The 21,565-nt window shown below is 67.6% G+C and carries 18 protein-coding genes; 13 read left to right on the forward strand and 5 right to left on the reverse strand.

Annotation, left to right across the window (positions count from 1 at the left end; genetic code table 11):
- The first annotated feature begins 106 nt into the window (after positions 1-106).
- From ACX80J_RS11175 to ACX80J_RS11190, 4 genes are all read left to right on the forward strand, one after another.
- Positions 107-907: a purine-nucleoside phosphorylase gene (locus ACX80J_RS11175; RefSeq protein WP_459345722.1), complete on the forward strand. Its 801-nt coding sequence runs from the start codon at positions 107-109 to the stop codon at positions 905-907.
- Between the two features lie 85 nt (positions 908-992).
- On the forward strand, positions 993-2,744 hold the full coding sequence (locus ACX80J_RS11180) for a phospho-sugar mutase (protein ID WP_459347808.1): 1,752 nt from the start codon (positions 993-995) through the stop codon (positions 2,742-2,744).
- 55 nt (positions 2,745-2,799) lie between these two features.
- The gene (gene deoC / locus ACX80J_RS11185) at positions 2,800-3,489 is read left to right on the forward strand and encodes a deoxyribose-phosphate aldolase (RefSeq protein ID WP_459345720.1); all 690 of its coding nucleotides are present in this window, start codon (positions 2,800-2,802) and stop codon (positions 3,487-3,489) included.
- Positions 3,490-3,526: 37 nt separating this feature from the next.
- Positions 3,527-3,838 carry a hypothetical protein gene (locus ACX80J_RS11190; RefSeq protein WP_459347809.1) on the forward strand — a complete coding sequence of 104 codons (312 nt, stop codon included), beginning with the start codon at positions 3,527-3,529 and terminating at the stop codon, positions 3,836-3,838.
- Positions 3,839-3,936: 98 nt separating this feature from the next.
- Here ACX80J_RS11190 and mfd read toward each other — a convergent pair whose 3' ends face one another.
- Positions 3,937-7,524, reverse strand: a complete 3,588-nt coding sequence (mfd, locus tag ACX80J_RS11195; protein WP_459347810.1) for a transcription-repair coupling factor — start codon at positions 7,522-7,524, stop codon at positions 3,937-3,939.
- Positions 7,525-7,775: 251 nt separating this feature from the next.
- Between mfd and ACX80J_RS11200 the strand changes: the two genes are divergently transcribed.
- The 5 genes from ACX80J_RS11200 (at position 7,776) to ACX80J_RS11220 (ending at position 12,562) form a co-directional block, all read left to right on the forward strand.
- Entirely contained in the window at positions 7,776-8,273 is a 498-nt protein-coding gene (locus ACX80J_RS11200) for a DUF2505 domain-containing protein (protein ID WP_459347811.1), read from the forward strand.
- 49 nt (positions 8,274-8,322) lie between these two features.
- Positions 8,323-8,544, forward strand: coding sequence for an SCO4848 family membrane protein (locus tag ACX80J_RS11205; RefSeq protein WP_459345716.1), 222 nt, complete (start codon positions 8,323-8,325; stop codon positions 8,542-8,544).
- 48 nt (positions 8,545-8,592) lie between these two features.
- Positions 8,593-9,954, forward strand: coding sequence for a Na+/H+ antiporter NhaA (gene nhaA, locus ACX80J_RS11210; RefSeq protein ID WP_459347812.1), 1,362 nt, complete (start codon positions 8,593-8,595; stop codon positions 9,952-9,954).
- Positions 9,955-9,964: 10 nt separating this feature from the next.
- On the forward strand, positions 9,965-11,638 hold the full coding sequence (locus ACX80J_RS11215) for a sensor histidine kinase (RefSeq protein WP_459345714.1): 1,674 nt from the start codon (positions 9,965-9,967) through the stop codon (positions 11,636-11,638).
- A gap of 282 nt (positions 11,639-11,920) precedes the next feature.
- Entirely contained in the window at positions 11,921-12,562 is a 642-nt protein-coding gene (locus ACX80J_RS11220) for a hypothetical protein (RefSeq protein WP_459347813.1), read from the forward strand.
- A 41-nt stretch (positions 12,563-12,603) separates the two neighbouring features.
- Here the strand turns inward: ACX80J_RS11220 and sufU are convergent, their stop codons facing one another.
- Entirely contained in the window at positions 12,604-13,056 is a 453-nt protein-coding gene (sufU, locus tag ACX80J_RS11225) for a Fe-S cluster assembly sulfur transfer protein SufU (RefSeq protein WP_459347814.1), read from the reverse strand.
- The gene (locus ACX80J_RS11230; RefSeq protein ID WP_459347815.1) at positions 13,053-14,372 is read right to left on the reverse strand and encodes a cysteine desulfurase; all 1,320 of its coding nucleotides are present in this window, start codon (positions 14,370-14,372) and stop codon (positions 13,053-13,055) included. The genes sufU and ACX80J_RS11230 overlap by 4 nt, the downstream gene beginning before the upstream one ends.
- Before the next feature lie 417 nt (positions 14,373-14,789).
- On the opposite strand from ACX80J_RS11230, the gene ACX80J_RS11235 reads away from it, so the two are divergent.
- Genes ACX80J_RS11235 through ACX80J_RS11250 form a run of 4 tightly spaced genes read left to right on the forward strand, consistent with a single transcriptional unit; the run spans position 14,790 to position 18,723 of the window.
- Positions 14,790-16,301 carry a glycoside hydrolase family 16 protein gene (locus ACX80J_RS11235; RefSeq protein ID WP_459347816.1) on the forward strand — a complete coding sequence of 504 codons (1,512 nt, stop codon included), beginning with the start codon at positions 14,790-14,792 and terminating at the stop codon, positions 16,299-16,301.
- 51 nt (positions 16,302-16,352) lie between these two features.
- Positions 16,353-17,690, forward strand: coding sequence for a YveK family protein (locus ACX80J_RS11240; protein ID WP_459347817.1), 1,338 nt, complete (start codon positions 16,353-16,355; stop codon positions 17,688-17,690).
- 2 nt (positions 17,691-17,692) lie between these two features.
- A complete protein-coding gene (gene pssD / locus ACX80J_RS11245) occupies positions 17,693-18,142 on the forward strand; it encodes a PssD/Cps14F family polysaccharide biosynthesis glycosyltransferase (RefSeq protein WP_459347818.1) in 450 nt (149 codons plus the stop codon).
- Positions 18,139-18,723: a glycosyltransferase gene (locus tag ACX80J_RS11250; RefSeq protein ID WP_459347819.1), complete on the forward strand. Its 585-nt coding sequence runs from the start codon at positions 18,139-18,141 to the stop codon at positions 18,721-18,723. Before pssD ends, ACX80J_RS11250 begins: the two co-directional genes overlap by 4 nt.
- A gap of 34 nt (positions 18,724-18,757) precedes the next feature.
- On the opposite strand, the gene ACX80J_RS11255 is transcribed toward ACX80J_RS11250, so the two are convergent.
- Positions 18,758-20,290, reverse strand: a complete 1,533-nt coding sequence (locus ACX80J_RS11255) for a lipopolysaccharide biosynthesis protein (RefSeq protein ID WP_459347820.1) — start codon at positions 20,288-20,290, stop codon at positions 18,758-18,760.
- Positions 20,287-21,408, reverse strand: coding sequence for an O-antigen ligase family protein (locus ACX80J_RS11260; RefSeq protein ID WP_459347918.1), 1,122 nt, complete (start codon positions 21,406-21,408; stop codon positions 20,287-20,289). The genes ACX80J_RS11255 and ACX80J_RS11260 overlap by 4 nt, the downstream gene beginning before the upstream one ends.
- Positions 21,409-21,565: the final 157 nt, after the last annotated feature.

Genomic DNA, 21,565 nt, shown 5'->3' on the forward strand with positions numbered 1-21,565 from the left:
CCCATGCCACTGACACGCCGAAACGACGGGAGGCCCGCGCCTGAGCCGCGCGGGAAGGGCGCCGCGCCCGGTGTCGGGCCCGGTACGCAGAGGGTAAGTTGAACCGGTGACTTCCGATCCTTTTGACCTGGCCCGCGCCGCTGCCGGCCATATCGCCCGCGCTACCGGCATCGACCGGCACGACACCGCCCTCGTTCTCGGCTCCGGCTGGGGCGAGGCCGCCGAGCTGATCGGCGAGACGACGCACACCCTCGACGCCGCGGACATCCCCGGGTTCTCGGCCCCCGCCGTCGTCGGCCACACCGGCACCGTCCGCTCGATCCTGACGCCGAACGGCAAGCGCGCCCTCGTGCTCGGTGCCCGGACGCACTTCTACGAGGGCAAGGGAGTGCGCGCCGTGGTGCACGGCGTGCGGACCGCGGCGGCCGCCGGCGCGACGACCATGATCCTCACCAACGGGTGCGGCGGCCTGCAGGAACGCTGGCAGCCCGGCACCCCGGTCCTGATCCGCGACCACATCAACCTCACGGCGTCCTCGCCGCTGGAAGGGGCGACCTTCGTCGACCTGACCGACCTCTACTCCTCACGCCTGCGCAGCATCGCACGGAGCGTGGATCCGACGCTCGACGAGGGCGTCTACGCACAGTTCACCGGCCCTCACTACGAGACCCCGGCCGAGGTGCAGTACGCGAAGCGCATCGGCGCCGACCTCGTCGGCATGTCCACCGCCCTCGAGGCCATCGCCGCCCGGCACGCGGGCATGGAGGTCTTCGGCATCTCGCTGGTGACCAACCTGGCGGCCGGCATCAGCCCGGTGCCCCTCAGCCACGCCGAGGTCCTCGAGGCGGGACATGCCGCAGGGCCGCGCATCTCGCGCCTGCTGGCCGACATCGTCGCCACGATCTGACCCGCCTCCTCCACACCGCCGGACCTCCAGCAGGCATGCCCGGCGACCGCCGGACATCCATCGCCGATCCACGTAAGGGACACGCATGACCACCTCTGAACTGGACACCCTCCTCTCCACCGCCGACGCGTGGGCGGCCGCGGATCCGGACCCGCAAACGGCGGAAGAACTCCGCGCGCTCGTGGCATCGGTCCGGACCCGGGACGCCTCGGCCGCCGTCTCCGAGCAGGACCTGCGGGACCGCTTCTCCGGGCCGCTCGCCTTCGGCACCGCCGGCCTGCGCGCAGCCCTGGGCGCCGGCCCCAACCGGATGAACCGCGTGGTGGTGCGCCGCGCCGCTGCAGGGGTCGCCGCCCACGCGCTGGACCTCGCCACCGGCGCCTACGCACCCCGCGCCGTCGTCGGGTTCGATGCCCGCCACAACTCCCGCATCTTCGCCGAGGAGACCGCCGCGATCTTCACCGCGGCCGGCATCGAGACCTTCCTGATGCCGCGTGAGCTCCCGACCCCGGTGCTGGCCTACGCGATCCGCGCCCTGGAGTGCGAGGTGGGCATTATGGTCACGGCCAGCCACAACCCCCCGCAGGACAACGGATACAAGGTGTACCTGGGCGGACGGGCCGTGGAGGAGGATGCGCGCGGCGTCCAGATCGTCGCCCCGCACGACGCCGGCATCGCCGCCCGGATCGACCAGGTCGGCGCCGTCGAGAGCGTCGGGCTCGCCTCCGCCGGCTGGACGGTGCTGCCCGAGAGCATCGAGGCGGACTACATCGCCGCCGTCTCGGCCCTCGCCGACCCGGCCGTCACGGCCCGCGACCTCCGGATCGTCCTCACTCCCCTGCACGGCGTCGGCGGGCGGACGGCGCAGGCCGTGCTGGCCGCCGCCGGATTCGCCGACGTCACCGTCGTCGAACGGCAGGCCGATCCCGATCCCGACTTCCCCACCGTCGCCTTCCCCAACCCGGAGGAACCGGGGGCGCTGGACCTCGCCCTCGAGACCGCCGCCCAGGTGGACGCCGACCTCGTGATCGCCAACGACCCCGACGCCGACCGTGTGGCACTCGCGGCACGCGAGCCGTCCACCGGCACGTGGCGCATGCTGCGCGGCGACGAGGTGGGAACGCTCCTCGGCCTGCACCTGGCCGCGCGCCTCACGGCGGACGCCCGGGACGGATCCGCAGGGCACCCTGCCCGCCGCAGCGTGTTCGCGAACTCGATCGTGTCCTCCCGCCTCCTCGGGCGGATCGCCGGGATGTCCGGCATCGACCACGCCCAGACCCTGACGGGCTTCAAGTGGATCGCCCGCGTCCACGACCTCTCCTTCGGCTACGAGGAGGCCCTGGGCTACTGCGTCGCACCCGACCTCGTGCGGGACAAGGACGGCATCTCCGCAGGGCTGCTGCTGGCGGAACTGGCCGCCGCGACCAAGGCGGCCGGCCGCACGCTCTTCGACCTGTTGGATGACTCCTTCCTCGTCCACGGCCTGCACGCCTCCGACCAGCTCTCCGTCCGCGTGGCGAGTCTCGGGCTGCTGGGCGCCATGATGAACCGGCTCAGGGAGAACCCGCCGACGTCCTTCGCCGGCTCGCCGGTGAGCGTCGCGGAGGACCTCGCCCAGGGGTCCGCGCACCTGCCGCCCACGGACGGGCTGCTCTACCTGACGCACGACGAGACGCGCGTCATCATCCGGCCCAGCGGCACCGAGCCGAAGCTCAAGTGCTACCTGGAGGTCGTGGAGCCCGTCGGGTCCACCGCGGAGCTCGAGGAGGCCAAGACCGCAGCGCGTACGCGCCTCGACGCCGTCAAGCGCGACGTCGGGGAGGCGCTCGGCCTCTGAGCGGCGGTCCGGTGGCGGGGGTCGCCTCCCGGTGGGCCCTCGCCGTCATGGAAAGATGGGGACCATGCCTACCGACGTATCCCTCGCCTCCTTCATCGACCACACGCTCCTCAAGCCCGAAGCCAGCCGTGAGCAGATCCTCACGGTGTGCCGCGAGGCCGTCGAGTACTCGTTCAAGTCCGTCTGCGTGAATCCGATCTGGGTCAGCACCGTGCGCACGGCGGTGAAGGACACCGGCGTCCTCACCTGCTCCGTGATCGGCTTCCCGCTCGGTGCCACGACCACCGAGGTCAAGGTCTTCGAGGCCCGCGGCGCCGTGGCCGACGGCGCCGATGAGATCGACATGGTCATCAACATCGCCGCGGCGCGGGCGGGAGACCGGGACGCACTCGTCCAGGACATCCTCGCCGTCGCCGACGCCGTCCACGAGCACGGTTCCATCCTGAAGGTCATCATCGAGACGTCGCTGCTCACCGACGAGCAGAAAGTCCTTGCGTGCGAGGCCGCCGTCGAGGCAGGAGCTGACTTCGTGAAGACCTCCACCGGCTTCAACGGCGGCGGCGCGACCATCGAGGACGTGGCCCTGATGCGGAAGACCGTGGGTCCGGACCTCGGCGTGAAGGCGTCCGGCGGTGTCCGCTCGCTCGAGGACGCCCGCGCGATGATCGCCGCCGGAGCAACGCGTATCGGCGCCAGCTCGGGAGTCGCTATCGTTAAGGGTGAACAGGGCGCCGCAGGCTACTGACGGCGCAGCAGGTACACCACGCACGCAAGGAGATCCAATGTCACATGAAGCTTCCGCCAGGAGCGACGCCGGGAGCGACGCCGAGCGTTCGCCTGCCCACGCCGGCAAGGGGCACCTCGTCGAGAACATCCTCGTGTTCGTGATCATGTTCGGCATGTTCCTGGTCGGCATGTACCTGCTGACCTGGCTCTCGCTCGACAACGTCTGGCCCATGGCCGCGCTCGTCGTCCTCGCGTTCCTCGCGTTCTTCATCCCCCAGGGCATCCTCGGGCGCGCCGACACCGGCTTCGACCTCGCCGAGGGCAACCGCACCCGCGAGAAGAAGACGTCGGCCGGCGTCAGTTCCTGACCACGGCGGCGCAGCGCCGCGCTCACCTGCACGAAGAGGCCGTCCCCGAAGGGACGGCCTCTTAGTGTCTCCGGCTGTCCGCCGACGGGCCGGGGCGGTTAGGGCGTGAACACCGCGTCGAGCACGTTCCTCGCCCAGTCCAGGATCTCGGCGTCGACGAGGTCGCGGCCGCCGATCCTCGCGGTCTTCGGTTTGGGGACGAGCACCGCGTTGAGGGCCGGCTTCACCGCGGCGCCCGGGTACATCCGGGTGAGGCGCATCTGCTTGGACTCGGGCAGCTCGGCGGGAGCGAACTTGATGAAGTTGCCCTGCAGCGCCACGTCCGTGAGGCCGAGGTGCCGGGCCGCGACCCGGAAGCGCGCCACGGCCACCAGGTTCTGGACAGCGGCGGGAGGCTCGCCGTAGCGATCCTGGAGTTCGGCCACGACCGCGTCGATCGCCTCGTCGGTGGCAGCGGCGGCGAGCTTCCGGTAGGCCTCGAGGCGCAGCCTCTCCCCCGGCACGTAGTCGTGCGGCAGGTGAGCGTTGACCGGCAGCTCGATCTTCATGTCCGCTGCCTTCTCCTCGGCCTCGCCGCGGAAGTTGGCGACGGCCTCCCCGACCAGGCGGATGTAGAGGTCGAACCCGACACCCTGGATGTGGCCCGACTGCTCCCCGCCCAGCAGGTTGCCCGCACCACGGATCTCGAGGTCCTTCAGGGCCAGCTGCATGCCCGCACCGAGCTCGTTGTGCGACGCGACGGCCTTGAGCCGCTCGAGCGCCACTTCGCCGAGAGGCTTCTCCGACGGGTACAGGAAGTACGAGTAGGCCCGCTCGCGTCCGCGGCCCACGCGGCCGCGGAGCTGGTGGAGCTGCGACAGCCCGTAGGAGTCCGCCCGGTCCACGATCAGCGTGTTGGCATTGGAGATGTCCAGGCCCGTCTCGATGATCGTGGTGCAGACCAGGACGTCGAACCGCTTCTCCCAGAAATCGACGATGATCTGCTCGAGCCGGGACTCCGTCATCTGGCCGTGCGCCACGGCGACGCGCGCCTCGGGCACGAGCTCCTTGAGGTGCGCCGCCGTGCGGTCGATCGACGAGACGCGGTTGTGCACGAAGAACACCTGGCCCTCGCGCATCAGTTCACGGCGGATCGCCGCCGAGGCCTGCTTGTCGGTGTAGGGACCGACGTAGGTGAGCACGGGGTGGCGCTCCTCCGGCGGCGTCGCGAGGGTCGAGGTCTCCCGGATCCCGGTCAGGGACATCTCGAGCGTCCTCGGGATCGGCGTCGCGCTCATCGCGAGGACGTCCACGTTGGTGCGCATCTTCTTCAGCGCTTCCTTGTGCTCCACGCCGAACCGCTGCTCCTCGTCGACGATCACGAGCCCGAGGTCCTTGAAGGAGATCTCCTTCGACAGCAGGCGGTGCGTGCCGATCACGACGTCGACGGCCCCCGAGGTGAGGCCCTCCGCCGTCTCCCGGGACTCCTTGGCGGTCTGGAAGCGCGACAGCGCGCGGACCCGCACCGGGAACCCGGAGAAGCGCTCCGAGAAGGTCTCGAAGTGCTGCTGCACCAGGAGCGTGGTGGGCACGAGCACCGCCACCTGCTTGCCGTCCTGCACCGCCTTGAAGGCGGCCCGCACGGCAATCTCCGTCTTGCCGTACCCGACGTCGCCGGAGACGAGGCGGTCCATGGGGATCTCCCGCTCCATGTCCGCCTTGACCTCGTTGATCGTGGTCAGCTGGTCGGGCGTCTCGACGTACGGGAAGGCCTCCTCGAGCTCGCGCTGCCAGGGGGTGTCGGGCCCGAAGGCGTGTCCGCGGGAGGCCATGCGTGCTGAGTACAGACGGATGAGCTCGCCGGCGATCTCCTTGACCGCCTTGCGTGCCTGGTTCTTGGTCTTGCTCCAGTCCGAGCCGCCCATCTTGCTCAGGGCCGGTGCGTCACCGCCGACGTAGCGCGTCACCTGATCGAGCTGGTCCGTGGGTACGAAGAGTCGGTCGCCGGGCGCGCCGCGCTTGGACGGCGCGTACTCGAGGACGAGGTACTCGCGCGTGGTGCGGGTGGGTCCGGCGCCCGTGGAGCGCTGCATCAGTTCCACGAACTTCGCCACGCCGTGCTGCTCGTGGACCACGAAGTCGCCTTCCTTGAGCTGCAGCGGATCGACGGCGTTGCGGCGGCGCGAGGGCATCTTGCGCATGTCCCGCGTGCCCGAGGCGCTCGTGCGCCCGAGTAGGTCGGCCTCGGTGAGCAGCCCCATCTTCAGGCTGTCCACCACGAAGCCGCGGCCCGCGCAGGCCGTCGTGATCTCGATGATGCCGGGCTGCGGCGGAGCCTCGAGCGAGTCGACGCGGCTCGTGGGGATATCGTTGTCGGAGAAGAGCTCGGCGAGGCGCTGGGCCGGCCCCGGGCCCTCGGTGGCGACGACGACGCGCCACTGGTCGCGGACGCGGCCGCCGATGAAGTCCATCATCTCGGCGACGTCGCCCTGGTAGCCGCGCGGCTCGCGCGCGTGCAGCGTGAAGCTGTCGACGTCGCTCAGTTCCTCGTCGGCACCGAACGACGTGATGCCCCACCAGGCGACCGAGTGGGCGAGCGCGGTCGCCCGAGTGTCGGCCAGCGAGCGGAAGCTGGCTTCCTGCAGGTCCGTGCCGAGGCCGCCGCTGAGGTCGAGGGGAGCGGCCCCGCCTTCGGACGCCGTCGACCATGCCGCCGCGAGGAACTCCTCATTGGTCGCGGCGAGGTCATGGGCGCGGGAGCGGACCTTCTCGGGTTCGATGACGACGGCGATCGACCCGGCCGGCAGTTCGCCGACGAACGGCACCATGGCGTCCACGAGCACCGGCGCGAGCGATTCCATGCCCTCGACGGCGATGCCCCCGGCGATCTTCTCCAGCATCGACGCCGCGGCCGGCAGTTCGGACTGCAGCTTCGCGGCCCGGGACATGACCGACGGGGTGATGAGGATCTCCCGGCAGGGCGGGGCGTACAGGGCCACCGGTGGCTCGCCCGACGTGAGCGAGCGCTGGTCGGCGACGGCGAACCAGCGCATCTGGTCCACCTCGTCCCCGAAGAAGTCGACACGGATGGGGTGGTCCTCGGTGGGCGGGAAGACGTCGATGATGCCGCCGCGCACGGCGAACTCGCCGCGGTGCGTGACCATGTCCACCCGCGCGTAGGCGGCGTCCGAGAGCGCCTTCACGACGTCCGAGAAGGCCACCTCGTCGCCGACCTTCAGCGACACGGGCTCGAGGTCGCCGAGGCCCGCGACGAGCGGCTGCACGACGGCGCGGATGGGGGCGGTGATGACCTGCACCGGCACATCGCCGGGGTGCGCGAGCCTGCGCAGGACCGACAGGCGCCGCCCCACGGTGTCGGAGCGCGGTGACAGGCGCTCGTGGGGCAGGGTCTCCCAGCTCGGGAACTCCTCGATGGCGCTGCCGGGCAGGTAGCTCCGCAGCGCGGCGGCGAGGTCCTCGGCTTCCCGACCGGTGGCGGTGATGGCGAGGACCACCGGCGCGGCCCCGCCGTCGGCGGAGCCGGCGAGTCCGTCGACCATCTCGGCGATCAGGGGCGCACGCATGCCGGCGGGTGCACCGATCTGCAGGTCCGCGCTGCGCTGCTCGACAGGCCGTGCGGCGTTGGTCCGTACGCGGGCGTACGACGCGTCCTCGGCAAGCGCTGCGCGCAATCCGTTCAGGCTCATGATGGGACTCCTCAGGCGTGGGTTCCTCCACCCCGTGTCTCCCGCGATCAGCAGGGGCGTGACAGGGCGGAGACAGCACAAAAGCCCGGAAAGATCAGGCGTTCCCGGGGATGTTTCCAGCCTACCAAGCGGCCCTGACACCTGGGGGCCGCCCGGCGCCGGCCGACCTCCCTGCAGGGGCAGGCCGTAGGATTACCGGAGACCCCTGTCCTGCCGCCCGTGCGGCACCGCGCTGATTTCCCGGAGGAACCATGGCACTGAACGCGTCCACCACACTCCCCTACGACACCGCCACCGTCCTCGGCGTCTTCACCGACGAAGGCTTCGTGCGCCACATGAGCGAGTACGTCGGAGGCTCCCTGCAGTCCCTCGCGCTCGACGGCGACCCCGCCGGCGCGTTCACCCTCACCGCCGTCCGCACCATGCCGACCAACCGGCTGCCGGACATGGCCCGCAAGTTCGTCGGCGAGACGCTCTCCGTCACGCAGACCGAGCACTGGGAAGCCCCCGAGGCGGACGGCTCGCGCCGGGCCTCACTCGACATGACGGTCGCCGGAGTCCCCCTGAACGTCACCGCGGTGCAGCGCCTGGTCTCCCAGGGCACCTCCACGGTCGTCGATCTCCAGGGCAATGTGACCTCGTCCATCCCGTTCCTCGGCGGGAAGATCGCCGGTGCGGCCGAGCCCATGATCGGCAAGGCCCTCAACGTGCAGGCCGTCGAGGCCCGGAAGTGGCTCGAGAACCGCTGATCCCCTTCCGCCCCGCACCTTCGTCACCTCCACCCGAAAGACTCGCACCGTGCAGCTCCCCACACCCCTCGCCCTCATCCTGATCCTCGCCGGCATCTGGACGCTGATCGTCTGGCCGCCCTTCCTGCGCCGTGTCCTCAAGGACCCGCGGGCGCGGGACGAGAAGGGCGCAGCGACGCGGTTCCTGACCGTGCACCTCATGCTCATCTCGACGTCGATGATCCTCGGCGCGGCCACCGCCGTGATCGGGGTGCGGGCCCTCATCGGCTGAGGCCCGCACCCGTACGCACGGCAGCGGCCGATTGAGAGAGGACAGCACATGGCAGGCGACGAGTCCGCGAAGACGGCGGGGGCCCACCCCGTCGTCCTGCAGCGGTCCAGCTACCCGGAGTACCTGCGGATCACGGAGATCCTCCGCAAGGAGACCGTGGGCGGGATCCTGCTGCTGATCGCGAGTGCGATCGCCATCGCCTGGGCCAACTCCCCGTTGGCCGACTCCTACTTCGCGGTCCGGGACTTCGAGTTCGGCTACGAGCCCTGGCACCTGGACCTCTCCGTGGGTACGTGGGCGTCGGACGGACTGCTCGCGGTGTTCTTCTTCCTCACCGGACTCGAACTCAAGCGCGAGTTCGTCGCCGGGGACCTCCGGCGGATCAGCCGGGCCATCGTGCCCGTCGCGGCGGCCTTCGGCGGCGTCGTCGTCCCCGCCCTGATCTACGTCCTCGTGAACCTGTCCTCCCCCGACACCCTCAGGGGGTGGGCGATCCCGACCGCCACGGACATCGCGTTCGCCCTGGCCGTGCTCGCCGTGATCAGCTCGCACCTGCCCGGTGCCCTGCGGATCTTTTTGCTGACCCTCGCCGTGGTGGATGACCTCATCGCCATCGCGATCATCGCGTTCTTCTACTCCGAGGACGTCCGCCCCGCCTTTTTGCTGGCGATGCTCCTACCACTGGGGCTCTTCGCCCTCCTCGCCCAGGCCAAGCCCCGGTTCTTCGGCACCACCGTGCACGGGCCCTGGCTGATCCTGCTGCCGCTGGGCATCGCGACCTGGGCGATCATGCATGCCTCGGGCGTCCACGCGACCGTCGCCGGGGTCCTGCTCGGGTTCTGCGTCCCCGTGCTGCGGCGCGCCCCCGACGGCAAGCCCGTCGCGCCACGACCGGACCAGCCCGGGCTCGCCGAGGTCCTCGAGCACCGCTTCCGCCCCCTGTCCACCGGGTTCGCCGTCCCCGTCTTCGCGTTCTTCGCCGCCGGCGTCGCGATCGGCGGCGCCGAGGGCTTCGTGTCCGCCCTCACGGACCCGGTCCTCATCGGCATCGTCCTGGGCCTGGTCCTCGGCAAGCCCCTCGGGATCCTGGCCACCACGTTCCTCGTCACCAAGACCACCCGGGCACACCTGGACCCGGACCTGAGCTGGTGGGACCTGCTCGGCGTCGGCATCCTCGCCGGCGTCGGCTTCACCGTGTCGCTCCTCGTGAACGACCTCAGCTTCGGCACCGGCAGCGAGCACGACGACCACGCGAAGGTCGCCATCCTCACCGCCTCCCTCACCGCGGCCCTGCTCTCCAGCGTGATACTGCGCCTGCGCAACAGGCGCTACCGCCGCATCGAGGAGGAAGACACAATCGATGCCGACGCGGACGGCATCCCCGACGTCTTCGAAGGCCGCGGGAACTAGGATCCTTTCCATGGGGGAACGAGGACTGGCGCCGGGCGGGGGGACTCCCGCAGACGCGGGCCACAGCGGGCGGCGGGCCCGGCACCGCCGGCGCATCATCCTCAGCGAACTGGCGCTGACGATCACGTTCACCCTTGCCATGGCGCTCGGCGTCGCGGAACGCGGGGACCTCGCGTCGACGCCGGTCTTCCTCTCCGGGTGGCTGCTCAACGTGCTCGTCCTGGCGCTGTGCTGCGTCCTCCCGTGGTCGCGCATCCCGAGCCGCTGGGTGATCCTCGTTCCGCTGGTCGATTTCGTGGCGGTGGGCCTGGCCCGTGCGGCGGCGGGCGACGCCCTCGCCGGCGTAGGGCTGTTGGCTGCGTTCCCCGTGGTCTGGATCGCCGCGTCCCGGGTCCGGACGGGCACCGCGGTCGCCGTCACCATCGCCGCGTCGCTCGCGATCATCTGGCTGCCGCTCGTGCTGCGTCCCGAACCCCTGACCGCCGACGCCCTGATCGACCCGATCCTGCTGCCCATCATGCTCACGGGCATGGCGTGGTTCGTGAGCGCCCTGTCGAAGGACAACCGGCGGCGGCAGGAGGCGCTGCGCGTCTCCCAGGCGGCGCTCCGGGAGAGTGTCGAGGCCGGCCGGATCCGGGAGCGGCTGCTGAACACCGTGCTCGACACGGTCAGCGTGGGGCTGCTCGCGGTCGACGCAGACGGCAACGACATCCTCATGAACGCCCGGCAGCGCAAGGACCACCTGGCGGCCGCCCCCGTCGGCAACGACGACCCGAACGAGGCGGAGCTGCTGATCTTCGGCCCCGACCGCGTCACCCCCATCCCTCCCGAGGAACGCCCGGTGCTCCGCGCGATCCGGGGCGAGGACCTCGAGGGAGTGCAGATCTGGTTGGGCCCACCGCGCTCCCAGCGGGCCTTCAGCATCTCCTCCCGTTCCATGCACGACGACGGGGCGTACGCGGGGACGGTGGTGTCCTTCAACGACGTCACGGAACTGGTGCTCGCGCTGCAGGCGAAGGACGATTTCCTCTCCAACGTGTCGCACGAGTTCCGGACGCCGCTGACCTCGATCCTCGGGTACCTCGAACTGACCCTCGAACTCCACGACAGCCTGCCCGCCGACGTCGTCCGCCACCTGGAGGTCGCCCGGCGCAACGCCGAGCGGCTCGAGCAGCTCGTGGAGGATCTGCTGGCCATCAACGCCGGCACCTTCGAGGTGAACCCGGTCGCGACCGACGTCGGCCGGATCCTGGCGGAGGCGGCGTCGTCGGCCTCCGTGCGCGCTACCCGGTCCGGCCTCAGCCTCGTGAACCGCGCGCCCTCGAGCCTGCCCGCCGTGGCGGATCCGGTCCGGCTCGCACAGGCCGTCGACAACCTGCTCACCAACGCGGTCAAGTACAACAGGAGGGGCGGCAGCATCACGCTGGATGCGTCCCTGGACGGCCACGGGCTGACGGTCGCGGTGGAGGACACCGGCATCGGGATCGAGGCGGAGGAACTGCGCCACGTGTTCGACCGGTTCTTCCGTTCACCGTCGGTCCGTACGACGGCGGTGCCGGGGGTCGGACTGGGGCTGCTGATCACCAAGAGCATCGTCGGCGAGCACGGCGGATCCATCACGGTCCGGAGTGAGCCCGGTCAGGGGACGTGCTTCACGATCCTCATCCCGCAGCCTCCGCAGTGACCGTACGGCGGCGGGACGAGCTGCAGCCAGAGCGGGATCCGGCGAAGCGGCTGGTGCTCGGGACGTACCAGCAGGGCGGGTGAAACCCCCTTTCTGCAATGGGGTAGCGGTACGGCCCCCGCTTCCATTGACAGCCCGAAAAATGCGGGCGTAGGTTTCGCCATGTGCCCGGGCTGGCGGACACGCAGCGCCGGTCCACTGGACCTGTCGCCTTCACGGCATCCACCGCATCCCCGGGCAGGACGCACCACGTTGCACTCCTGCCATGTCCAGGAGCCTGACATGACCCCCCATAACATGCTGTGCTTTTCGCTTCTCGCCACGCTGTCCCTCGTCGCCGGATCGGCGTCTGCCGCCACGGCCACGGAGGAGGAGGCCCCTCCACCCGGCCCGCCCGCGGAAACACGCGGGTACGTTCCCGTGCCCGACGAGTACTACGACCCCTTCGAGTTCCAGGCGTGCGGCACCACCGTCACCCTGACGGCCGGAGACGTCCAGGACGTCGAGTACAAGGTCCGGGTGAGGCAGGACGGGGAGACGATCGTGAAATACCGGGGCGGTGCCACCGTGGATCTCACCGTTGCTCCGGATGCAGCCTTCCCGGAGGGAGCCTTCATCGACGAACTCGACATTTCCGGACGGGGAAGCGAACGCATCTCGGCGGACGGCTCGACGGTCGAGGTGTCACTCAGAGGGCCCTCGATCGTCTTCCCGACGGGTAGCGAAGCGGACGCCGCGGCGCTTGCTGCCGAAGGTCTCCCGGAGCTCTTCATCTTCGAGCGTGGAACCCTGACGCTGGAGATCCGCCTCTCCGAGGAAGAGGGCGCGATGGAACCGGAGTCGGTGGAGATCCTGAAGAACACCACGAGGGACGTGGTGGACCTGTGCCAGGCGCTGGAGGAGGCTGCCGGGCATTCCTCCTGATCCTGACCGGCCGCGGCCGCCGGCGTCCTGCCCGGTCAGGGCTAGCCGTTGGCGGCCAGCAGCGATTCCTCGAGGGCGACCCACGCCAGCATGGCGCACTTGACCCGCGCCGGGAACCGCGAGACCCCCGAGAACGCTGCGGCGTCCCCGAGCACTTCCTCGTCCGCCTCGATCCTGCCGCGGGAACGCATCACCTCGCGGAACGCGTCCACGAGGGTGATCACCTCGTCCCGGGGCAGCCCCTGCACCAGGTCGGTGAGGACGGAGGCCGACGCCATGGAGATCGCGCAGCCCGCACCGTCCCAGGTGACGGACTCCACGGTCCCGTCGGAGACGCCGGCCCGGAGGGTGATCTCGTCACCGCACACGGGGTTGAGCTGGTGCGATTCACCGCTCCGGCCCGCGCCGTCGTACTCCCTGATGGGCGAGCCGTGCCGCGCCTTCGCGTGGTCGAGGATGATCTGCTGGTACAGCTGTTCGAGACCCGTGCTCATCGTTGTGCTCCAAAGAAGGGACGGACCTGTGCGACGGCGTCCAGGAACGCGTCCACTTCGTCCGTCGTGTTGTAGAGGTACGTGCTGGCGCGGGTGGTGGCGGTGAGGCCGAAGCGGCGGTGCAGCGGCTGGGCGCAGTGGTGGCCCACCCGCACGGCGATGCCCTGGTCGTCGAGGAACTGCCCCACGTCGTGCGCGTGGACGCCGTCGACGTCGAACGCGGCGAGTCCGATGCGGGGCAGACCCGCTGCTGGCCCGAGGACACGGATGCCCTCGATGGCGCCGAGGCCCTCGACGAGCCTCGCGCCGAGCTTCGACTCCCACGCCTCGATGTGCTGCATGCCGGTCTCGGACAGGTAGTTCGCCGCGGCGCCGAGGGCGATGGCCTGCGAGATGCGCTGGGTCCCGGCCTCGAAGCGGTTCGGCGATGGGAGGTACTCTGCCCCCTCCATGGTCACGGTGGTGATCATGGAGCCGCCGGTCAGGAAGGGCGGCATGGCGTTGAGCAGTTCGGCGCGGCCGTAGAGCGCTCCGATGCCGGTGGGGCCGAGCATCTTGTGGCCGGAGAAGACGAGGAAGTCGACGCCGAGGTCCTTCACGTCGACCGGGAGGTGCGGCACGGACTGGCACGCGTCGAGCAGCGTGAGGGCACCGACGGCGGAGGCGAGCTGCACGAGTTCCCGGACGGGATTGATGGTGCCGAGCACGTTGGAGGCGTGGGAGAACGCCACGAGCCGCGTCGACGGCGTGATGACCGCGTCGGCGTCCTCCAGCCGCAGCGAGCCGTCATCACCGACCGGGAGGAAGCGGAGTTCGGCGCCGGTGCGGGCCGCGAGTTCCTGCCAGGGGATGAGGTTGGCGTGGTGCTCCATCTCGGTGACCACGATGTTGTCGCCGGGTCCGACGGCGAAGCGCCGGGCGGCCTCTCCCCCGCGTCCCAGCGCCGCGTTGGACATGGCGTAGGCCACCAGGTTGATCCCCTCGGTCGCGTTCGACGTCCAGACCAGTTCATTGGTGCGGGCACCGATGAAGCGGGCGACGGCGGTGCGGGCGTCCTCGTAGGCCTCGGTGGCGTCGACGGCGAGTGAATGGGCTCCGCGGTGGACGGCGGCGTTGCGCTGCTCGTAGAACTCCTGCTCCGCCTCCATCACGCTCAGGGGGTTCTGGGACGTGGCACCGGAATCGAGGTAGATAAGCGGCTTGCCGTTGACCTCGGTACCGAGGATCGGGAAGTCGTTGCGGATGCGGTGCACCTCGGCATCGGTCAGTCCCGCGGAAGCAGGGGTGAGGGTGACGGGCGTTTCAACCACGGGCACTTCAAGCTCCTCGGATCGGGTATCCCCTGCGGCAATTACGCAAGGGTTCTCTGATCTAATCGTCCCACTCCGGCCCGGGTCCGGCATCCCAGTGCTACCTAAGAAAGAGGAGGACCCCGACCGCGCCGGCGATCGGGGTCCTCCGTTCCTTTCCTTCCCGAGCCCGGTACAGGCGTTGGTCCATCGCACTGGAGGAGGCGCGCTTCATGGAAGTCGGGGCCGGCCCACTTAGTTGTTACACTCGGCCTACCTCTGGCGCTTTGCTCCATCCGGTCGTGGGACGACGGGAGTCTCGGGAGCGGTGCATTCAAGCCCGAGCACCCAGCACGCTGATAGATCCTGGAGATCTCCATGCTTCCATTCCGATCGCGGTCCAGTACTCCAACGTCGCCTCGACCGAAAAGGACTGCTGCCTTCATGGTGCTCTCCCTCTTCCTCGTGGGCTTGCCGGCCGCATCGGCTCAGGCCGCGTCGGCATCGTACGTTCCCGATTCCACTCGCCTGAGCGACAGCATGTCGCGGAGTGTAGCGAAAGGGTGGGGGGTCTCCTCATCAGGACACCTCTACACGTCATCGAACCAGAACGCGCTGAGGGTGAGCGATGGGGTCGGCTCGGTCCGCCTCGATGAGCCGGGACGGGTTCTGAGCGTCAGGGCCCCGATAGAGCCAGCCCAGGACTCTCGAGCCACCACTGATCTCTCGTTCCCTGCTCTCCCGACGTCAGGAAACGGAGTTTTCACGACGCTGCACCTTCGGGCCTCGGGCGGTTCCTCCTACCAGGCTTCGCTGCAGGTAAGGCCCGATGGGCGAGCCTCGATCGATGTTGCCAGATATGACGCGAGTACGAAGCAGAAGGTCGCCCTCGGTGAGACCGCCATTCTCGATCAGAGGATCAAGGCCGGCAGCGCTGTCCGGTTCCAGTTCGAAGTGACGTCCACTGACCCGGTGCAGCTGAAGGCCAAGGCATGGCCCGTGGGTCAGACGAGCCCGGCGTGGCAAAGACGTGAAACCGATGGGGGCGCCCTTCGACTCGCCGCTGCCGGCGCCGCAGGTCTGGATTCGTATCTATCAGTCCACAGTTCGCCGACGACGGTCCAGTACGACAATCTGCTCGTTCAATCGGTGAAGCGAGCCGTCGTTGAGGCAACCCCGGCCCCAGCACCAGTCCCAGCACCAGCCCTCGGCAACGGCTTCGTTCCGGGATGGGGGGAGCCTACCTGGCGCGACGAATTCAACGGCGGAACGTCCCAGTGGAACGTCAGGGACGGAGAATCGCTCTCCTACGATCGTGCTCGCATCCTGGCGCGTAATGTCACTGTCTCGGGCGGCTTCCTGAACATCACGGCGAAACGCGAGACCGTTGCCGGTCGCGACTTCACCACCGGGTACCTCGATACGAACAACAAATTCGAGCAGAATTACGGCCGCTGGGAGATCAGGGCGCAGATCCCGACCACCCCTGGCCAGTCACGCGGCATCTGGCCCGCCTTCTGGTTGAGAAACAACACGGTGGGAGAGATCGACGTCATGGAGGCCTGGGGCGACCCGTCGCTCCTCGATGCACGCCCCGGCACCTCGATGCTGACCGTCCACGAATCGACATTGGGAACCGGACGGCGCGCCGCATTCAACTGGGAAGTATTATCCGGAGCGACGCAGCATTCCTCGCTCGCCTTCCACACCTGGGCGATCGAATATACGCCGACAGAACTCCGCGGCTACTTCGACGGGAAGCACGTCGTGACGATGACAAAGGTTCAGTACCCCTGGCTTTGGGGCCCCACCTTCAGCACCCCCCTGGAGATGAGACTCAATCTCCAGATCGGATCTTCGTGGCACGGTTTCCCCATCGGGGCGGATTATGCGGACACCAAAATGCCGGCGACCCTCAAGATTGACTACGTACGGGCCTGGAAACTGACCCGATAACGGCAATACGGATATGCTCGGGTCTGTGGGTGGTCTCAGCTGTCACGACATATGGCAGCTACGAAGAATGGGGAACCAGGAGTGCCGGAAATCGAGCGCGGGCAAACCGTACGGCTGAGCGAAGTATTCGACCGAATAGTGAAGCGATGGCGCTTGATCCTGGCTATCACCCTCGTCGGAGCAGTCCTTGGAGCGGCATACTCCCTCGTGCAGAGAGACCAGTACACAGCGTCCGCGACACTGACGGTATCTCCTATCACCACGAATCCCTTCAACGCGGGCGCAGTGAATCAGCAGATCAATATCACGACCGAGCGGGCGATTCTGAATTCCCGCGAGGTGGCGCGCATTGCGGCAGACAAACTGGATCGTGATGTCAGTCCTACGCAACTGCTCGCCGGGTCGGAGGTAGCAGCGCCGTCCGGCTCCCAGGTTCTCGAGGTGACGGTCACCGCCGATTCGCCCGATGATGCAGCAGCCTTCGCCAACGCGCTGGCCGATGCCTACCTCGAGTTTCGGGCCCAGGGAGCTGCCGAGGTGGCATTGGGCTTCATCGATGATCTTGATCGAAGGATCGCCGCTCTGACGCAGTCGGACAAGCTGAACGCTGCAGACCGCGCGGAGCTTTCAGCGCTGCAGGACCAACGGTCAAGCCTCTCGCTGGTCGGTGCAAATCCCGGACGCATCATCGGGGAGGCTGCGGTTCCGGAAACGCCGTCATCTCCCGGCATCGCCGTCTGGGTGATCATCGGTACAGCTGTGGGATTACTCGTCGGCACGACATGCGCGTTCCTCCGGGATCGATTCGATCCCCTCCTCCGCAGCGTCTCGAAACTGCGCGAGAGAACGGGTGCACGCGTCATCGAGTTCCAGGACGAACGCGACAGAGTAGCCGCACGATGGGCGATCCGCGCTGTGTCCGAGCGCTCCCGAGGCCAGGACGCCGCCAAACCCCTCCGCGTGGTATTCCTCGATACGCGTCAGACGTCTGCGGAGCCCCTCGTCGAGACTCTGAAGGACGAATTCCGCCGGGCCGGCCTGATCGCAGAGACGATCACCGTCGACGATCTACTCCAGACGCCGCTCAAACCCCCACGGGAAGCTGTATCGGCGGGCCATGTTCCGGACCTGCTCCTCCTCGACGCTTCCACGGTCCACGACGAGCCGGGAAGGGCATCTGTCGTCGAAGGCGCGGCAAGCGTTCTTATCGTGGCATCGAGCACGACCCGAACTGCTGCCTTCGATCGACTGTTGAGTGATGTGCAGGCGACACACACTGCACCACTTCTCCTCTTCGTGGGGCAGACCTCGCAGACCGGCTCCGAAGCGCCCGCATCGAGGGCTCGACGACGAACCAACCGGTCCGTCGCGTCGTTACAGGAGGGCTGATCGTGAAGATTCTCTTTGTCGCGTCCACAGGAGGGCATCTTGCTCAGCTTCTCTCTCTTCGGCATGAGTTCTCCGGAGAGAAGCTCCACTGGGTCACGTTCCGAAAGCGCGACGCCGAAACTGCACTTGTCGGTGAAGACGTGACCTGGGCCTACCATCCCACAACCCGAAACATCCCGAATGCGCTGAGGAATCTCGCCCTCGCCCTCCCGACGCTCATGCGCGTTCGTCCCGACGTCGTCATTTCCACGGGCGCCGGGGTGAGCGTGCCGTTCTTTCTCGTTGCTCGGCTCCTTCGAATAAGGACCGTCTATATAGAGGTCATCGATAGGATCGAGCAGACGACCTTGAGCGGGCGTCTCTGCTATCCCCTGGCGGATGCCTTCTGCGTCCAATGGCCGGCGCAACAACGGCTGTACTCACAATCCACAGTGATCGGACCAACTCTGTGACATCCAGACCAGACTTCGACATCGTCGTATCACTCGGAACCGATCATCACCGCTTCGATCGCCTCGTCGAGTGGGTGGACGGCTGGTTGCAGGACCAGCCCGATCCTCCTTCATGCCTCGTGCAGTACGGGAGCAGTTCTGCGCCGATCGTGGCTGAAGGCGTCGAACTTCTGTCGAGAGAGCAGATGGTGGCCCTCTACGCCGCCGCAAAAGTCGTCGTGGTGCAGGGCGGGCCCGGTTCGATCTTCGATGCTCGGAGCGTGGGACAGCTTCCCGTCGCTGTCCCACGTCGGGCCGCCTTCCAGGAAGTCGTCGATGATCATCAGGTGGCCTTCTGCCGCCAGCTCCATCAGGAAGGTGAGGTGATACTCGTCGAGTCCGAGGAGGAGCTCACAGCTTCATTACACGCAGCGTTGACGCACCCGCACTCCGTCAAGAAGCCCTCTCGCGAGTCACAAGCTCCTGCTGCCGCTGCAGCACTCAGGAAGACTGTCGATCACGTGGTGTCCCGTCGTGCGGGGATCCTCTCTCTTCAGCGCGCCCTGGAGATCGTGAAGCGAAAAGCAGCAACTCCTGAGTAGGCAGATTATCCGGATGATGCGCGCTTAGGACGGCTCAGCCTCCGACGGCCACCCGTTCGTCCCCTCGGGACGCGAGGCTTATGGTGAGGCCCAGCTTGTCGCGCAGCACGAAAACAGCTCCGGAGGTGAGGAGTGCGGCGACGAGCATCTGCGCGAAGAAGCTGAGCGGCTCCTGATTCGAGAACACGTTTCCGATGCAAAGGGGTGCAGCGAAGAACGCTGTCACGATGAACACAGGCAGCGCCAGTTGCCTCAGCGGAAGCCGGATACCCATCTTCTTGGCCACCTGATACGAGGCCAGCGCACAGTCGACGAGAACAGCCGTTGCCCAAGCCATGGCAGCGCCTGCTATGCCCAGCACTGGTACCAGCAGCAGAAGCAGGATAGCCGCTATGACCAGCGCCACTCCCTTGTTCATCGCTTGCCAGTGACTTCGTCCGCCCATCAGGAGCATGCTCTGCACGCCGCCGGCCGTCACGGCTATCAGCATTGCGACAGCCAGGACGCGCAGGGCCGTCGCTCCTTCGTCGAACTCCGATCCGAAGACCAGAAGTACCTCGGGCGCCTTGATAAGCAGAGTCAAGTAGATGGGCCACGCCAACAGAATCAGGACCTTGCCGGAGACGATGAAGATCTCCTTCACCTGCTCGATCTGGCCCGTGGCCAGGGAGGCGCTGATGTTCGGGCTGGAGACAGTCCGCACGGCGTGATCCACTATCTGTCCTACGCGTATGCATCGGGTCACGACCGCGTAGACGCCGGCGGCTGATTGACCGAGCATGAGCGCTACTGCAAGTACGTCGATCCACTCCAGCAGGATCTCGAGCCCTGAGGATACCCCTCGAGCAGACGAGAAGCGCCAGAAACTTCGTCCGTCGCGGAGAGAAAAACTCCTTCCATTGGAGGTGCCGACGCCCGATGTGAAGGAGTCGCCGTCCTGCAGTGCTCTTCGAAGAAGAATGAAGGTGATCAGGACCGTCACTACGATTGGGGCCAACCAGGCCGCGACAAGGCCGTCGACGGAGAATCCCAGGTAGATGACCGTCAGGATTCCCACGAGACGCAGCAGCGGCAGGATCACGCTTTGCAGCAGCGTGAAGTGCACAACCCTGCCGAGACCACGCAGGGCGCCGAACATGGTGGACATCAAGGTCGCCAGGACCAGGAACGGGGCCGACGCCAGTGCGTACTCAGGCACGCTCGGAGTCCTGTCCATCTCCTGAAGAAATACCGTTGTGGCGATACCGATCAGAACCACCAGGCTGGTCGCGCAGAAGACAGGAACAATTGCGTGTCTGATCAGGGGCCGGAATTCTGCCCCCTGACCCAAGGCGCGGCGTGCCGCAAGGAACCGGACCAGACCTGTGTCAGCACCGAAGGTACAGATGGTGGCGGCCACGGAGAATATCGCCACGAACTGGAAATATCCGCCGATCGCGAAGGCTCCCGCCGATCGGCCGATGATCATGGTTGTCGCCAGAGCGGCCACCGCGCCAAAACCTATGCCGATGAATGCGAGGATAGCGGGCAGAGCTCGCCGGCCACTGCCTGGCTGCACTTCATTCACAGCGTTCGTCCGTCCTCGTACCGATCACGTAGGAGCACTGCGGCGGCGAGCGCAATGGTTGTCATCTGCATGACGTCGAAGCTGTAGAAAATCATGATCACGGCGGCAGCGACCAGTGTGCTGTGCAGACACAGCCCAGCAATGGTCGACACGGGGGACGTCCGCGCGATAGCGCCCCACAGAAATAGGCAGAAAAGGGCGAGGCCGATCAACCCGTACGAGAATGCAAGCATCCACACGTAGCCCTGAGTGCCGAGGGAGACCCCGATACTCTCATCCAGGCGTGGGGCTCCGTACCCGATCAGTGGCGACTTGAGGACTGCTTCGATTGTCGCAGCGTAGATCGACGCGCGGCCGCCCGTGCTATCGCTGTACTCCTGCCGCTCCAGTATCTCCGCAACGGCTCCGCTCCCGATCAGCATGCTGATTCCCAGGGCAGCGATCCCGATGACGGCCAGGAGTGGCGCGAACCGTCGCAGAAGGGCGAGCCGCAACGCGACGTACAGAACGGAGACGGCGATGCCGATGAAAAGCCCTCGGTTACTCGTCTCAAGGGCAGGGTAGAACGATGCGACCACCACGCATCCAAGGAGAACCTTCGCCCACGTCCTTCTGAGAAGGGCGATCTGGGCCACGACGACGGGCAGAAGGACCACGAAGGCGACGCCCCAGCTGTTCGCATAAGGGAACGGCGCAGACGGGCGATTGAAGGGTTCCGGCGCTCCCCAGGGCTGTTGGATCTCGGCGAGGCGGGGGAAGACCAGGTCGTATACCAGGGAGTTCGACGTGAGAGCGCCGGGCAGCACCAAGCCGATCGGAGTCGTCAGTCGGAACGAGGGGAACACCGTCGCGGCAAACCCCATGACGACCACGAAGAGGTACACGGCGGTCAAAGCGCTGATCACGTGTCTCGGATGGAGCCGCTCCCGGGCATTGAGGTAATAGATCATGAAAACGCCCACCGCCATGAGGTTGCCCCAGCGCTGGCCGAAACCCACGAGGGCTTTGCCACCATCGAGGCTGACGGCTGTGACCGCGATCCACGCGACCAGAGCGATCCACGGAAGCAGACCGGGCGCGATCCGAACCGCTCCACGCTGAAGCAGGAGCGCAACCATCACGACGGCGATCGTGATGGGAAGGAAAGGAGCTGCACCGGCTGCCCACCAGAGCGGAAAGCCCCAGAGAAGAACCAGAAGCGGCCATGCCGGAAGAGCCTGCTGTGAGTTTATGAATTCTGTCCCGGAGACCTTCTGCGAGGTACTCGTGACGGGA

This window comes from Arthrobacter rhamnosi (assembly GCF_054510975.1).

Bases quoted from the DNA above. Each gene is read 5' to 3' on its own strand.
- mfd (WP_459347810.1), bottom strand. From the start codon at position 7,524: ATGAGCCTGAACGGATTGCGCGCAGCGCTTGCCGAGGACGCGTCGTAC.
- ACX80J_RS11200 (WP_459347811.1), top strand. From the start codon at position 7,776: ATGGCACTGAACGCGTCCACCACACTCCCCTACGACACCGCCACCGTC.
- ACX80J_RS11235 (WP_459347816.1), top strand. From the start codon at position 14,790: ATGGTGCTCTCCCTCTTCCTCGTGGGCTTGCCGGCCGCATCGGCTCAG.
- deoC (WP_459345720.1), top strand. From the start codon at position 2,800: ATGGGGACCATGCCTACCGACGTATCCCTCGCCTCCTTCATCGACCAC.
- ACX80J_RS11180 (WP_459347808.1), top strand. From the start codon at position 993: ATGACCACCTCTGAACTGGACACCCTCCTCTCCACCGCCGACGCGTGG.
- ACX80J_RS11190 (WP_459347809.1), top strand. From the start codon at position 3,527: ATGTCACATGAAGCTTCCGCCAGGAGCGACGCCGGGAGCGACGCCGAG.
- ACX80J_RS11220 (WP_459347813.1), top strand. From the start codon at position 11,921: ATGACCCCCCATAACATGCTGTGCTTTTCGCTTCTCGCCACGCTGTCC.
- sufU (WP_459347814.1), bottom strand. From the start codon at position 13,056: ATGAGCACGGGTCTCGAACAGCTGTACCAGCAGATCATCCTCGACCAC.
- nhaA (WP_459347812.1), top strand. From the start codon at position 8,593: ATGGCAGGCGACGAGTCCGCGAAGACGGCGGGGGCCCACCCCGTCGTC.
- ACX80J_RS11215 (WP_459345714.1), top strand. From the start codon at position 9,965: ATGGGGGAACGAGGACTGGCGCCGGGCGGGGGGACTCCCGCAGACGCG.
- ACX80J_RS11260 (WP_459347918.1), bottom strand. From the start codon at position 21,408: ATGGTTGCGCTCCTGCTTCAGCGTGGAGCGGTTCGGATCGCGCCCGGT.
- ACX80J_RS11240 (WP_459347817.1), top strand. From the start codon at position 16,353: ATGGCAGCTACGAAGAATGGGGAACCAGGAGTGCCGGAAATCGAGCGC.